Genomic DNA, 14166 nt, shown 5'->3' with positions numbered 1-14166 from the left:
TTGGCGTTTGAGCCGACAAGGGTAGCAGGAGCCGGGCCGCCCGCGCAGTACCGCTCAGGGTGTGCGCGCAACACACCAGACCTGCACTGAGGCTGCGCCGGCTGCCAGCAAGGTGCGGCTGGCTTCGTCGAGGGTGGCGCCGGTGGTCATCACATCGTCGATCAGCGCCAGGTGGCGACCCTCCACCTGCTCGGGCTGCGGACAGGCGAAAGCGCCACGCAGATTGCGCCGACGTGCGGCGGCATCCAGTCCTTCCTGGGGGGCCGTCTGACGCACTCGCTGCAGCAGGCCGGCGCGACAGGGCAGTTGCAATGCCTTGGCAAGGTCGCGCGTCAGCTCAAATGCCTGGTTGTAGCCCCGCTGCGCCTGTCTTTTAGGGTGCATCGGGATGGGCAGCAGCAGCTCAGGTACCAGGGCCCCGGGTTCCGCGAGGTGCTGCTCCAGATAATCTGCCAACAAGCGAGCCAGCAGCAGACCATAACGGTTGTGGCGGTGATATTTAAACGCAGTGATCAGCGCATCCAGCGGAAAGCGGTAGAGCAGTGGCACTACCGCGTGACAGAAGGCTGGTGGTTTGGCCAGGCAACGACCGCAGCGAGCGCTGGCGTGTGGCAGCGGCATTGCGCAGCGTGCACAGCAGGCATGCTGCCAGGGCAGGTCAGCCAGGCAGGCGTGGCAAATATCGTCCTGTGTCCCATCCGGCGATGCCAAGCAGAGCAGGCAGGTGTCTGGCAGGTTGTTTTTTATCCACCTGTAAACCGGTGTGTTTTTCAATGGTTGACAGCCTCCGTGCTGCCGTTATGATTCCCTGCAGAGTTCGGACCGCCCGGCGGTCCCCAGACAGATAACAGGGACAATACCCATGATCGCTTCCGTGACCCGCCACGATTGGACCCCGGCCGAGGTGCTGGCGCTGTTCAAGCTGCCGTTCAACGACTTGCTGTTTCAGGCCCAGAGCGTGCACCGCCAGTATTTCGACCCTAACCGTGTGCAGGTTTCGACCCTGCTGTCCATCAAGACCGGTGCCTGCCCGGAGGACTGCAAGTACTGTCCGCAATCGGGCCATTACAACACCGGCCTGGACAAAGAAAAACTGATGGAAGTGGAAAAGGTGCTCCAGGCCGCAGCAGACGCCAAAGCTATTGGTTCCACCCGCTTTTGCATGGGCGCGGCCTGGAAGCATCCGTCTGCCAAGGATATGCCGTACGTGCTGAAGATGGTCGAGGGCGTCAAGGCGCTTGGCCTGGAAACCTGCATGACGCTGGGCAAGCTCACCCAGGAGCAGACGGAGGCGCTGGCGCAGGCCGGACTGGATTACTACAACCATAACCTGGATACCTCGCCCGAGTTTTACGGCAACATCATCACCACTCGCACCTACAGCGAGCGTCTGCAAACGCTGGCCTACGTGCGCGACGCCGGGATGAAAATCTGCTCTGGCGGCATTCTGGGTATGGGCGAGTCCCTGGAGGACCGTGCGGGCCTGCTGATTCAGCTGGCCAACCTGCCGGAGCACCCGGAGAGCGTGCCGATCAACATGCTGGTGAAGGTCAAGGGCACGCCCCTGGCCGAAGAAGAGGATGTGGACCCCTTCGACTTTATTCGCATGCTCGCAGTGGCCCGCATCATGATGCCCGAGTCCCATGTGCGCCTGTCCGCCGGCCGCGAACAGATGAACGAGCAGATGCAGGCCCTGGCCTTTCTGGCCGGTGCCAACTCCATCTTCTACGGTGAGAAACTGCTGACCACCGGCAATCCGCAGGCGGACAAGGACATGCGTCTGTTCGAGCGCCTCGGCATTCAGCCCGAGGCCCGGGAAGAACACGCCGACGAAGTGCACCAGGCGGCGATCGAACAGGCGCTTATTGAGCAGCGCGATAGCAAACTGTTTTATTCGGCCGTCTGACGACGGCAGCCTCAAGCCATAAGCTGCAAGCCGCAAGCTGGTCTGCTGTGGCTTGAAGCTTGCTGCTTGTCGCTTGGAGCTTTCTGATGTCCTTCAATCTCTCCTCCCGCCTCGCCGAGCGCCGTGCTGCGCACCTGTATCGTCAGCGTCCGCTGCTGCAAACGCCGCAGGGCGTCGAGGTGCTGGTCGATGGCGAGCGATTGCTGAGCTTTTGCAGCAATGACTATCTCGGCCTGGCCAACGATCCGCGCGTCAATGATGCCTTTGTCGAGGGCGTGCGGCGCTGGGGGACGGGCGGTGGTGCATCGCACCTGGTGACCGGCCACAGTGGCGCCCACCATGCGCTGGAAGAGGCGCTGGCCGAGTTTACCGGCCGGCCTCGGGCCTTGCTGCTGTCCAGTGGGTACATGGCCAATATGGGCGCCGTGACGGCGCTGGTAGGGCAGGGCGATACCGTCCTGCAGGACCGGCTCAATCATGCGTCGCTCCTCGATGCCGGGTTGCTTGCCGGCGCGCGTTTCTCGCGCTACCTGCACAATGATGCGGCGAGCCTGCGCAGTCGTCTGGGCAAGGCGCAGGGCAATACGCTGGTAGTGACGGACGGCGTGTTCAGCATGGATGGCGACCTGGCCGATCTGCCGGCCGTGTGCGCCGAGGCCGCCAGCGCCGGGGCCTGGGTGATGGTCGATGATGCCCATGGCTTTGGCTGCCTGGGCGAGCAGGGTGGCGGCATCGTCGAGCATTTTGGCCTGTCGATGGAGCAGGTGCCGGTGCTGGTGGGGACTCTCGGCAAGGCCTTTGGCACGGCAGGGGCCTTTGTCGCCGGCAGCGACGAGCTGATCGAAACCCTGATCCAGTTTGCCCGACCCTACATCTATACCACCAGCCAGCCGCCGGCTGTGGCGCATGCCACGCTTGCCAGTTTGCGTTTACTGCGTGACGAGCGCTGGCGCCGCGAGCACCTTGCTGCCCTGATACGCCGCTTTCGCACAGGCGTTGAGGCGCTGGGGCTGGAGCTGATGGACAGCCCGACGCCGATTCAGCCGATTCTGGTCGGCAGCAGTGAACGTGCCCTGGCGCTCTCGGCGGCGCTGCGGCAACGCGGCATACTGGTCACCGCGATTCGCCCGCCCACGGTGCCCAAGGGGACCGCGCGCTTGCGGGTAACGCTGAGTGCCATCCATACCGAACAACAGGTTGATCGTCTGCTTGAGACACTGGCGCAGGCGCAACAGGAGCTGATTCATGAGTAATTTTACCCTGCTGCCTGGCTGGGCATTGGCGGCTAGCAATTTGCTGCCTTTGCAGCAGGCCCTGCAGGAGCGCTTACCCGCGCTGAACATTCAGGCAGCAGAGCTGCCGCCCGGCTTGCAGATGTCGACCCTGGAGCCAGACCTGACTGCGTTGGCCGAAGCCTTGCCGGCTGGCTGGCTGGGTGGCTGGTCGCTGGGCGGCGTGCTGGCGGTGCAGCTGCAGCGACGTTTTCCCGAGCGCTTCCCGGGCGTGGTGACCATTGCCAGCAATGCCTGTTTTTCCGCGCGCGAGGGCTGGCCCGAAGCGATGGCGCCGGAGACCTTCAAGGGGTTTATCAGAGATGCCCGAGAGCAGCCCGAACGCGCACTCAGGCGTTTTGGTCTGCTGGTCACCCAAGGCGCTGACCGCGCGCGCGAGCTGAGTCGGCAACTGGTCTGGAGTGGTCTGGACCCGCTGCAGCGGCTCAACCATCTCGCGCTGTTGGGTGTGCTGGACAACCGTGTTGCGCTGCAGCGCTGCCAGCAGCCGGTGCTGCACTGTCTCGCCGGCGCCGATGCGCTGGTGCCGGCCGGTGCAGCGCAGGCGCTGGCGCAGCTAAACGAGCAAGCCGAGATCTGTGTGCTGCCCCAGGCCAGTCACGCGCTGCCGCTGGAGGCTCCCATCTGGCTGGCCGGCGAGATCGGCAACTGGCTGGAGCGGCAATGAACGCCGTTGCCATCGACAAGCGAGCGGTTGCTGCCTCCTTCAGTCGCGCAGCCAGCACCTACGACCAGGTGGCCGAGCTGCAGCGGCAGGTCGGCAGCAACCTGCTGGCGCGCCTGCCAGATGATCTGCAGCCGCACTCGCTGGTCGATCTTGGCTGCGGTACGGGCTACTTCACCCGAGCCCTGAACGCTCGATTTGAGCGCCCGGTGCTGGGGTTGGACATCGCCGAGGGCATGCTGTGTTTTGCGCGCACCAAGGGGCCGGAACACGCGGCCTGGATTGCTGCCGATGCAGAGGCGCTGCCGTTGCGGGGCGACTCACAACACCTGCTGTTTTCCAGTTTGGCGTTGCAGTGGTGCCCTGATCTTGGGCGTGCGCTGAGTGAGGCCAGAAGAGTCTTGTTGCCGGGTGGCTGCATGGCCTTCAACACGCTGGTCGAGGGCACGCTTGGCGAATTGCGGGGCGCCTGGGAGCAGGTGGACGGCTATGTCCATGTCAATCGTTTCATGCCGCTGGCGCAGCTGCAGGTCGTGCTGGCGGAAGCCGGTTTTGCGCGTTGGCACTGTGAAGTGGAAACCCATGTGCTGCATTACCCGCAGCTCAGTGCCCTGACCCATGAGCTGAAGGCCCTCGGCGCCCATAATCTGAATGCCGGTCGTCCAGGCGGCTTGACCGGACGCGCGCGCCTGAGGGCCTTGACTGCCGCCTATGAAACCTATCGTCAGGTTGCCGGTTTGCCGGCGACCTATCAGGTGGCCCAGATCATTTTGTACAAGTAGGTAATTCGTCATGAGCAAGCAGTACTTCATTACTGGTACCGATACCGAGATTGGCAAGACCACCGTGGCCGCCGGCCTGCTGCACGCCGCGCGCCTGCGCGGCCTGACGACCGCGGGCGTCAAGCCGGTAGCCGCGGGCTGCGAGCGCACCCCCGACGGGCTGCGCAATGAAGATGCCCTGGCGCTGCAGGCCGAGTGCGAACCACCGCTGGCCTACGATCTGATTAACCCGGTGACGTTGGAAGCCGCTATCGCGCCGCATATCGCTGCGCGTGAGGAAAATGTACCGCTGACGGCGCAGGCGCTGGCGGGCGCCTGCCGGCAGGTGTTTGACCGACAGGCGGATCTGACCCTGGTCGAAGGAGCCGGTGGCTGGTGCGTGCCGCTCAACGACCAGGAACTGCTCAGTGAGGTGGCAATAGCGCTGAAACTGCCGGTGGTTCTGGTGGTCGGCATGCGTCTGGGGTGCATCAATCACGCGCTGCTCAGTTGCCGCGCGATTGCAGCAGACGGGCTGCAGCTGGCCGGCTGGGTCGCCAACCATGTTGATCCGGATATGGACCGGCAGGCCGAGAACCTGGCGACTCTGCGGCAACGGATCCAGGCGCCCTGTCTGGGCGTGGTGCCCCGGTTGGCAAAGGCTGACGCAGCGGCCGTGGCGGCCCATCTGGAGGTGTCGCCACTGGTCTGATGCGACCAGCGGTGTTGGGCCGTTTGCCCATTTGTGCTTGAATGACGGGAAACCTAATGTGAGAGGTGGTGCCCATGCCTACCCTTGACCTTATCTCATCTGGTCTGACCTCGGTACGCCAGGGTCAGAACCGTATCAATGCGGCGGCTTCCGAGATCGCCAGCGCCGGGCTGCCCGCTGATCCCGCGCTCAATGCGGCCCAACCTGCCCAGCCGGCGACCGGCCAGGCAGCAGCCTCTACGGCTGTAGAAACCAATCGTCCGGTCAATCTGGTCGACAGCCTGGTTGAGCTGCAGCAGGGCCGTCAGGAAGCGGAAGTTGGCGCGTCGGTAATCGACACCGCTGACGAGGTGCTTGGCACTTTGCTGGACGTTACTGTCTAGGCCAGCCCCCGGACACCTGTCATGGTCAGTGTCGGTAGCAGTCTGCCCCCCGCATACCAGCCTTCGGCGCTGACCACGTTCACGGCTCGTAGCATTTCGATCAGCGAGCCAATGCCTCCCGGCCAGGCGGCCACGCGTTTCCCACCTGTTGACGAGTCAGATTCCGCTGCCGCACCCGGTACCGAGGGCGAGCAGGCGGCGGCTGCCGAGCAAAGCAAGCGCGAGCAGCTGAGCAAGGCTGAAGCCGAGCTGGCGCTGATTGAGCAGCAGGAGATTGCCGAGTTGGCTGCCCGCGACCGAGAGGTGCGGGCGCACGAACAGGCGCACGTTGCCGTTGGCGGGCAGTACGCTGGCACCGCCAGCTATACCTACGAACGAGGCCCGGACGGGCGGCAGTACGCCGTGGGTGGCGAGGTACCTATCTCTACGTCGCCTGTGGCGGGTGATCCGCAGGCGACTATCGACAAAATGGAGCAGGTGCGTCGCGCCGCCCTGGCGCCGGCTGAACCCTCTTCAGCTGATCGCGCCATTGCTGCCCAGGCCGCACAGCTGATTGCTCAGGCCCGGGTTGAGCTGGCCACCGCCGAGACCGACGAGGGTGAACGGCCTGCGGCTGCATCCCGCGCGGGTGACCAAGACCCGGTGGATGATCAGTCCAGCGCTGACAGCGAGGGCGCAGAGGCTACCGTCGCCGCCCTTAGTTTGTATCGCAATATTGCTGCTGATTCCGGCGCTCCGTCACTTCAGGCCTCTGCCTGACTACCTCCTGCTACTCTCAATTTCAATGATGTCTTGGCATTCATGCCGGGGTTGACAACGCCTTGGCGTAAACGTATGTTTCAAACGTCTGTTTGAATCGGCTGCCGCGCAGCCACCACAACCGCAGCCTCGGCTGCCCGTGCATACTGATACAACACTTGAGGTCCAGTACCATGCCCGAATACAAGGCTCCCCTGCGTGACATTCGCTTCGTCCGCGATGAACTTCTGGGTTATGAAGAACACTATCAGAGCCTGCCCGGCTGCGAAGAAGCCACGCCGGATATGGTCAATGCCATTCTGGAAGAAGGCGCTAAATTCTGTGAGCAGGTGATTGCCCCGCTGAACCGCGTGGGTGACACCGAAGGCTGTACCTGGAGCCCTGAGGGTGTGACTACCCCGACCGGCTTCAAGGAAGCCTACCAGCAGTACGTTGAAGGCGGCTGGCCGAGCCTGGCCCACAACGTGGATCACGGCGGTCAGGGTCTGCCCGAGTCGCTGGGTCTGGCCATCAGCGAGATGGTTGGTCAGGCCAACTGGTCCTGGGGCATGTACCCGGGCCTGTCCCATGGCTGCATGAACACTCTGGATGCCCACGGTACCGACGAGCAGAAGCACACCTACCTGCCCAAGCTGGTCTCTGGCGAATGGACTGGCACCATGTGTCTGACCGAGCCGCACTGTGGTACCGACCTGGGCATGCTGCGCACCAAGGCCGAGCCGCAGGCTGATGGTACCTACCAGGTATCCGGCACCAAGATTTTCATCTCTTCCGGCGAGCACGACATGTCGGAGAACATCATCCACATCGTGCTGGCTCGCCTGCCCGATGCACCGGCCGGCACCAAGGGCATTTCCCTGTTCATCGTGCCGAAGTTCCTGGTTAACGCCGATGGCGAGAAGGGCGAACGCAATGGTGTCACCTGTGGCTCGCTCGAGCACAAGATGGGCATCCACGGCAACGCGACTTGCGTGATGAACTTCGACGGTGCTACCGGCTACCTGATCGGCGAGCCGAACAAGGGCCTGAACGCCATGTTCACTTTCATGAACACTGCGCGTCTGGGCACTGCACTGCAGGGTCTGGCACACAGCGAAATCGCCTTCCAGGGCGGCATCCAGTACGCCCGTGAGCGTCTGCAGATGCGTTCGCTGACCGGCAACAAGGCACCGGAGAAGCCGGCTGATCCGATTATCGTTCACCCGGACGTGCGTCGTATGCTGCTGACCATGAAGGCGTTTACCGAAGGTAACCGCGCGATGGTTTACTTCACTGCCAAGCAGGTCGATATCCTGAAGAACAGTCAGGATGCCGAGCAGAAGAAGCAGGCTGATGCCATGCTGGCGTTCCTGACGCCGATTGCCAAGGCGTTCATGACCGAAGTCGGTTTTGAAGCGGCCAACCACGGTGTGCAGATCTACGGTGGCCATGGCTTTATCGCCGAGTGGGGCATGGAGCAGAACGTGCGTGATGCTCGTATCTCCATGCTGTACGAAGGCACCACCGGTATTCAGGCCCTCGACCTGCTGGGTCGTAAGGTTCTGATGACCCAGGGCGAAGCGCTGAAGGGCTTCACCAAGATCGTGCACAAGTTCTGCCAGAACAACGAAGGCAATGAAGCCATCGCCGAGTTTGTCGCACCGCTGGCTGCGCTGAACAAGGAGTGGGGCGAGCTGACCATGAAGATCGGCATGGCCGCGATGAAAGACCGCGAAATGGTCGGCGCTGCGTCTGTGGACTATCTGATGTACAGCGGTTACGCCTGCCTGGCTTACTTCTGGGCTGACATGGCACGTCTTGCTGCCGAGAAGCTGGCTGCCGGTACCGCGGAAGAGGGCTTCTACAAGGCCAAGCTGCAGACTGCCCGTTTCTACTATCAGCGCATCCTGCCGCGCGTTCGCACTCACGTTGAGGCGATCCTGTCCGGTGCGGACAACCTGATGGACATGGATGCTGACAACTTCGCGCTGGGCTACTGATTCAGCGACGCGTTAGTGCCAGTAAGAAGGCCGCCCCGGTAACGGGGCGGCCTTTTTTAATGTCTGAGGTTCAAAGATTGCGCGCCAGGCGCAGTCCGCTGAATTGCCACTGCGCCGCGGGCGGGAAGAAATTGCGGTAGGAGGGTCTGCTGTGACCCGCCGGGGTGGCACAGGAACTGCCGCGCAGGACCATCTGGTTGATCATGAATTTGCCGTTATACTCGCCCACGGCACCAGCGGCCGGCTGGTAGCCGGGGTACGGTAAATAGGCGCTGTTGGTCCATTGCCAGACCTCGCCGAACAGCCCGGCAAGGTTGGGCTCGGCGCGTGCCGCATGCTCCCACTCGGCTTCGGTTGGCAGTCGCGCACCTGCCCAGCGCGCATAGGCGTCCGCTTCGTACAGGTTGATATGACACACGGGCGCGTCGCGGTTTAGCGGTTGCAAGCCCGCCAGGGTGAAGGCAAGCCAGTGTTGATCGGCATCCTGCTGCCAGTAGAGGGGAGCCTGTGCCTGCCGCTGGCTGACCCACTCCCAGCCGTCGGACAGCCACAGTTCGGGGCGTTGGTACCCGCCGTCCGCGATAAAGGCGATAAAGTCGCCATTGCTGACGTTGCGCTCGCCGAGTAGGAAGGGTTCCAGCCAGACCCGATGACGCGGGCCTTCGTTGTCATAGCTGAAGCCGTCGTCGTACGCGCCTATTTCACACAGCCCGCCCGGTATGGCTCGATAGGCAGATGCTTGAGCGATGCCCGCAGCGCACGCCTGTTCAGGCGCTGCTGCTCGCCAGGCGGGCTGCAGCGGATTGCAGGAAAAGTGGTGCTTCAGGTCGGTCAGCATTAGCTCCTGATGCTGCTGTTCATGCTGCAGGCCGAGGGTCACCAGGCTAGCGAGGGCGCTGTCTTGCGGTGTGTCAGCCAGCACCTGCTGCAGCTGCTGGTCAATCTGCTTGCGGTAGGAGAGCACCTCCTCCAGGGTTGGCCGTGATAGCAGGCCACGCTCGGCGCGCAAATGACGTTCGCCAATGCCCACGTAGTAGGAGTTGAACAGCACTGTGTAGCTTGGATCGATCACCTTGGGCGGCTGCGGTAATGCGGCGAGCACAAAGGTTTCAAAAAACCAGGTGGTATGCGCCAGATGCCATTTCAACGGGCTGGCGTCGGCCATGGATTGCAGTTGGCAATCCTCGGCACTGAGTCCGCGAATCAGCTCCAGCGACCGTGCACGCACCTGAGCGTAGTCGAATGGCAGGCCGCCGCTCGCCGCTTGCTGGGCCAAACGGTTCATGCCGGTTCCGCCAGGAAAACGCCGAACCAGTTTTGCGGGTCGGTCCAGTAGTGGCTGCAGCGCATCCCACTGGCGGCGAGCAGGGCGCGAAATTCGTCGACACTGTATTTATGGGAGTACTCCGTCACTATGTGCTCGCCGGCGCCAAAGTAGCGGCGGGTGTGGCGGGCCAGTCGCACACTGTGCCGCTCGCGAGCAACCAGCTGCATCTCGATGCGCCGATGGGCTTCGTCGAAGCGGGCATGATGACGGAACAGCTCGGGTTGGAAATCGGCATCCAGCTCTCGGTTGACGACGTTGAGAATATTCAGGTTGAACGCGGCAGTGACGCCGCTGGCATCGTCGTAGGCGGCCTCCAGTATGTCGCGAGGCTTGAGCAGGTCGGCGCCAATCAGCAGGCGTCCGTGTTCCCCGCAGTGCGCGCGTATGCGCCTGAGAAAGCGTATAGCATCGCGGGGCTCGAAATTGCCGATGGACGACCCGGGGTAGAAGAAGACCGGGGGGTGACCCGGGCGCTCGGCTAGCACATGCTCCAGCTCAAGCTGTTGGGTGAAGTCGCAGACCACACCGACACACTCGATATCCGGGTTCTCCCTGGCGACGGCGGCCATGGAGCTGTGCAGAAACTCTCCGGCGATGTCGACGCCGATCACGCGCGCCGGCTGCACGGCATTCAGCCACTGCTGCGTCTTGCTGCAGTCGCCGCAGCCGAGATCAACCCACTGCGGGGCGTCCGGCAGTTGCGCGCTGATAGCCTCGCGGTAATCAGAGAAAATCTGTGCCTCGGTGCGTGTCGGATAATACTCGTCGAGGCGACAGATGTTGGTGAACAGCGCGCAGCCACAGTCATCGTAAAAGTACTTTGAGTCGATGCGGGCGGTTGGCTGCAGCAGGCCCTGCAGAAGGTTTTGCAGTTCATCCTGAGCCGGCAAGCGCAGGGTGGTCTCGAGTCGCGGCAGATCAAGGGCAAGGCTCACGTAGCATCATCCTCTGCAGGTTAAAGTTAAAACCTAGCAGCGGTCGGCGCGTAGCGCCAAGATGAGTGGGGCGCGTGTCCCTGAGCTGTGATCCAGTACCGGCCGCTTCAGAGCCCCTTAGCGTCGTCAGCCAGCAGACGAATGGCCTTGAACAGCTTGCGGGCTGCGGCTGGCGGCTTGTTCTGTTCGGCTTCTCGATTGGCCTGGCGTACCAGTTGGCGCAGATGCTGACGATCGGCGTCGGGATAGGCGAGCATGAATAATTCCAGCTCGTCCGCACGGCCGGTCAGCAGGCGGTCACGCCAGCGCTCAATCTGGTGGAAGTGCTGATTGTGCGCCTGGCTGCCGCTGTCGAGCAGGTCAACGTATTGCTGGATACGCTCCACATCCTGGTCACGCATGAGCTTGCCGACGTAGCTCATGTGACGCTTGAGTGCACCCCGGGCGGTATGCCGATGTGCTTCGGCCAGCGCCAGACGCAGCTTGTCGGTCAGCTCCAGCTTGGCCAACTGATCGGGTTTGAGGGCGATCAGGCGCTTGCCCAGATCCTGCAGGGCATCCATTTCCCGCTTTATCTGGGTTTTGCTTTTACCCTCGTCTTCGGGCTCGAGCGCGTCGTCTTCGTGAAATTCGGTCATGGTGTTCCTGTCGGCGGTGCCGCACAGCTGGCTTTCGGGCCGCACATGATACTCCTTTGTGGTGTTGCGAGACCAATGCGTGGTGGCGTCTGCCGGTAAGCTCGCTACAATGACCCTCTGTTTTGGAGGTGATATGAGCGCGAATACAACCAGCGTAGCCGAAAGTCCGCAGGCGCTGCGCGAGATGCTGGAGCAGCGGGTGGCCTTTATTGTCGAGGAAGCTCGGCGCCAGGGGGCGACTGCCAGCGAAGTCGGCGTCAGTCAGAACACCGGCCTGTCGGTCAGTGTGCGCAACCGTGAAGTGGAAACGGTCGAGTTCAATCGCGATCAGGGCTTTGCCATCACACTCTATGCGGGCCAGCGCAAGGGCAGCGTGAGCACCTCCGATACCTCGGATGAAGCCATTATCAAGGCGGTGGAGACGGCCCTGGTGATTGCCCGCCACGCAAGCGAGGATCCCTGCGCGGGGCTGGCGGATGCCGAGCTGATGGCTGCCGAGCTGCCCGATCTGGATCTGTTCCACCCTTGGCAGCTGAGCGCCGAGGACGCCATCGAGCGTGCATTGCGGCTGGAAGCGGCGGCGCTGGATGTCGATCCGCGCCTGGTAAGCGACAGCGCGCAGATCAGCACTCAGCAGGGCTGTCGGGTATACGGCAACAGTCATGGCTTCATCGGCAGCGCGTTGAGCAGCCGACACAGCAGTGCCGCCATTCTCATTGCCTCGTCAGAGCAGGGCATGCAGCGCGACTACTGGTATGCCGTGGATCGCGTGCCCGAGCGGCTGGCCAGCGAGCAGTCGGTCGGTCATAAAGCCGCCCAGCGCACGCTCGCGCGTCTGCAGCCACGCTCGGTGAAAACCGCCAAGGTGCCAGTGCTGTTCGCCGCCGATCAGGCCGCCGGTCTGGTTGGTCATCTGTTTGGCGCCATCTCCGGCGGCGCAGTCTATCGTGAGTCGACTTTCCTGCTGGATGCCATGGGGCAGCCGGTCTTCCCTGACTGGATGCGCATGCACGAAACGCCCTATCTTCTTCAGGGGCTGGGTAGCTCAGCCTTTGATGGCGATGGACTGCAAACCCGTGAACAGGCGTTTATCGATCAGGGCCGACTGACCAGCTGGCTATTGAGCACCTACTCCGGTCGCAAGCTGGGCTTGCCCAGTACCGCCAACGCGGGCGGTGTACACAACCTGCAGGTCAGCAGCAATGCTGGCGACCTGGATGTGCTGCTCAAGGAAATGGGCACCGGCCTGCTGGTGACCGAGTTGATGGGGCAGGGCGTGAATGGCGTCACCGGCGATTACTCCCGCGGCGCCGGTGGCTTCTGGGTCGAGAACGGCGAAATCCAGTACCCGGTCAGCGAAGTCACCATTGCCGGTAACCTGCGCGACATGTACGCCAACCTGCGCTGCGTCGGCTCCGACGTCGAGCGCCGCGGTAACTATCTGACTGGTAGTTGGTTGGTGGATGGAATGACAGTGGGCGGCGCGTAGCGCCCCCCACTGTCTAGCTGCAAGCCGCAAGCTTCAAGCTGCAAGCTGCAAGTAAAACCCGCGGGGCTTTGAGTTGCGCGGGTTTTCTTTTGGCTGCGCATGGCAGCAAAAAAACTGAGAAGCACTTGACGGCCCAGCCGCCGAACGCCCTCTGGTTACGCTTGCCGCTTGCCGCTTGCCGCTTGCCGCTTGCCCTATTCCCCTTCCCCGAAATAATCGTTGATCAGCGCCAGCAGGGCGGCCATGGCTTCGTCGGCCTGGTCGCCCTCGCAGCTGATACAGACCTCGGTGCCTTTGCTGGCGGCCAGCATCATTACCTGCATGATACTTTTGCCGTCCACCTGATCGTTCTCATCCAGCCCGATGCCGACCTTGCAACCATATTGATTGGCAACGCCAACAAATTTGGCGGCGGCGCGGGCGTGCAAGCCGAGCTTGTTGATGATGAGGACGCGGGTGTTGGGCATCAGGGCAGGTCGCGGTGACGGATCAGAAGGTTCGGTGTTGTGCGGCCGAGGGCCTCGACCAGGCGCTCGGCAATATAGACAGAGCGGTGATGGCCGCCGGTGCAACCAACAGCGATCGTCATGTAGCTGCGCTCGCTGGCAGCATAGCGCGGCAGCCACTTGCGCAGATAGTAGACGATATCCTGAAACATGTCCTCGACCTCGGGCTGAGCGGCCAGATAGTCGCGCACGGGCTGGTCGCGGCCAGAGTAGGCGCGCAGATCAGGCATCCAGTAGGGGTTGGGCAGGCAGCGTACATCGAACACCAGGTCGGCGTCGGTCGGTACCCCTCGTTTGAAACCGAAGGACTGGATCAGCACCGACGGCTGGCTACCCTGGGCACCCAGCAGGCGCTGCTTCAGCTGGTCGCGCAGCTGGTAGAGATTGAGGTGGCTGGTGTCGACCTTGAGCGTGGCCAAATCGATGATCGGCTCAAGTATTTTCAGTTCCTGAGCCAGTGCCTCGCCCAATGACAGCTGGTCGTCGGTCAGCGGATGCTTGCGGCGGGTTTCGGAAAAGCGCTTGATCAGCACTTCGTCTCTGGCCGCGAGAAACAGGATGTCGCACTGCACACCGGCATCGCGTACTTCTTTCAGCAGCTGAGGGAAGCGGGCCAGGTCGTTGGGCAGGTTACGGGCATCGATGCTGATAGCAACGTCGGGCACGCTGAAGTCATTGAGGCTGGCCTGGCGGGCCAACTCCGGTAGCAGGCCGGCGGGAAGATTGTCGATGCAGTAGAAACCGTTGTCTTCCAGCAGGTGCAGGGCGGTACTTTTACCCGAGCCGGAACGGCCGCTGACGACAATCAAGCGCAT

15 protein-coding genes are annotated in these 14166 nt (G+C 62.7%); 9 read left to right on the top strand and 6 right to left on the bottom strand.

Translation table 11 applies throughout. From position 1 onward, the window contains the following. Positions 1–54 precede the first annotated feature (54 nt). Positions 55–774, bottom strand: coding sequence for a ComFC family protein (locus tag ASB58_RS12390; protein ID WP_118131062.1), 720 nt, complete (start codon positions 772–774; stop codon positions 55–57). 82 nt (positions 775–856) lie between these two features. Between ASB58_RS12390 and bioB the strand changes: the two genes are divergently transcribed. From bioB to ASB58_RS12350, 8 genes are all read left to right on the top strand, one after another. Continuing rightward, positions 857–1906 (top strand): biotin synthase BioB, encoded by a 1050-nt coding sequence (gene bioB / locus ASB58_RS12385; protein WP_096003172.1) that lies wholly within the window; start codon positions 857–859, stop codon positions 1904–1906. An 86-nt stretch (positions 1907–1992) separates the two neighbouring features. Then, a complete protein-coding gene (gene bioF / locus ASB58_RS12380; RefSeq protein WP_118131061.1) occupies positions 1993–3159 on the top strand; it encodes an 8-amino-7-oxononanoate synthase in 1167 nt (388 codons plus the stop codon). After that, entirely contained in the window at positions 3152–3865 is a 714-nt protein-coding gene (locus tag ASB58_RS12375) for an alpha/beta fold hydrolase (RefSeq protein ID WP_118131060.1), read from the top strand. Before bioF ends, ASB58_RS12375 begins: the two co-directional genes overlap by 8 nt. Beyond that, entirely contained in the window at positions 3862–4644 is a 783-nt protein-coding gene (gene bioC / locus ASB58_RS12370) for a malonyl-ACP O-methyltransferase BioC (RefSeq protein ID WP_118131059.1), read from the top strand. The genes ASB58_RS12375 and bioC overlap by 4 nt, the downstream gene beginning before the upstream one ends. A 10-nt stretch (positions 4645–4654) precedes the next feature. Further along, positions 4655–5335, top strand: coding sequence for a dethiobiotin synthase (gene bioD / locus ASB58_RS12365; protein ID WP_096003169.1), 681 nt, complete (start codon positions 4655–4657; stop codon positions 5333–5335). Between the two features lie 74 nt (positions 5336–5409). Then, complete coding sequence (locus ASB58_RS12360) at positions 5410–5718, top strand: hypothetical protein (protein WP_118131058.1); 309 nt, start codon at positions 5410–5412, stop codon at positions 5716–5718. 111 nt (positions 5719–5829) lie between these two features. Further along, positions 5830–6477 carry a putative metalloprotease CJM1_0395 family protein gene (locus tag ASB58_RS12355; RefSeq protein WP_118131149.1) on the top strand — a complete coding sequence of 216 codons (648 nt, stop codon included), beginning with the start codon at positions 5830–5832 and terminating at the stop codon, positions 6475–6477. 173 nt (positions 6478–6650) lie between these two features. Next, positions 6651–8456, top strand: coding sequence for a phenylacyl-CoA dehydrogenase (locus tag ASB58_RS12350; protein ID WP_118131057.1), 1806 nt, complete (start codon positions 6651–6653; stop codon positions 8454–8456). A gap of 70 nt (positions 8457–8526) precedes the next feature. On the opposite strand, the gene egtB is transcribed toward ASB58_RS12350, so the two are convergent. The 3 genes from egtB to yjgA all read right to left on the bottom strand — a co-directional run bounded on the left by egtB (position 8527) and on the right by yjgA (position 11356). Beyond that, positions 8527–9741 (bottom strand): ergothioneine biosynthesis protein EgtB, encoded by a 1215-nt coding sequence (egtB, locus tag ASB58_RS12345; protein WP_118131056.1) that lies wholly within the window; start codon positions 9739–9741, stop codon positions 8527–8529. Beyond that, positions 9738–10718 (bottom strand): L-histidine N(alpha)-methyltransferase, encoded by a 981-nt coding sequence (egtD, locus tag ASB58_RS12340; RefSeq protein ID WP_118131055.1) that lies wholly within the window; start codon positions 10716–10718, stop codon positions 9738–9740. Before egtD ends, egtB begins: the two co-directional genes overlap by 4 nt. Positions 10719–10825: 107 nt before the next feature. Beyond that, on the bottom strand, positions 10826–11356 hold the full coding sequence (gene yjgA, locus ASB58_RS12335) for a ribosome biogenesis factor YjgA (RefSeq protein WP_096003349.1): 531 nt from the start codon (positions 11354–11356) through the stop codon (positions 10826–10828). A gap of 133 nt (positions 11357–11489) precedes the next feature. Between yjgA and pmbA the strand changes: the two genes are divergently transcribed. Continuing rightward, the gene (gene pmbA / locus ASB58_RS12330; protein WP_096003164.1) at positions 11490–12845 is read left to right on the top strand and encodes a metalloprotease PmbA; all 1356 of its coding nucleotides are present in this window, start codon (positions 11490–11492) and stop codon (positions 12843–12845) included. A 194-nt stretch (positions 12846–13039) separates the two neighbouring features. Here pmbA and ASB58_RS12325 read toward each other — a convergent pair whose 3' ends face one another. Together ASB58_RS12325 and rapZ are read right to left on the bottom strand one after the other, a co-directional pair. Further along, a complete protein-coding gene (locus tag ASB58_RS12325) occupies positions 13040–13312 on the bottom strand; it encodes an HPr family phosphocarrier protein (RefSeq protein WP_096003163.1) in 273 nt (90 codons plus the stop codon). Next, positions 13312–14166, bottom strand: a complete 855-nt coding sequence (rapZ, locus tag ASB58_RS12320; RefSeq protein ID WP_096003162.1) for an RNase adapter RapZ — start codon at positions 14164–14166, stop codon at positions 13312–13314. The genes ASB58_RS12325 and rapZ overlap by 1 nt, the downstream gene beginning before the upstream one ends.

It is taken from the genome of Pseudomonas abyssi (genome assembly GCF_003444685.1).
Lineage (GTDB): Bacteria > Pseudomonadota > Gammaproteobacteria > Pseudomonadales > Pseudomonadaceae > Halopseudomonas > Halopseudomonas abyssi.
The sequence above is the reverse complement of the archived record's forward strand: the minus strand, read 5'-3'. Positions and strand labels throughout refer to the sequence as shown.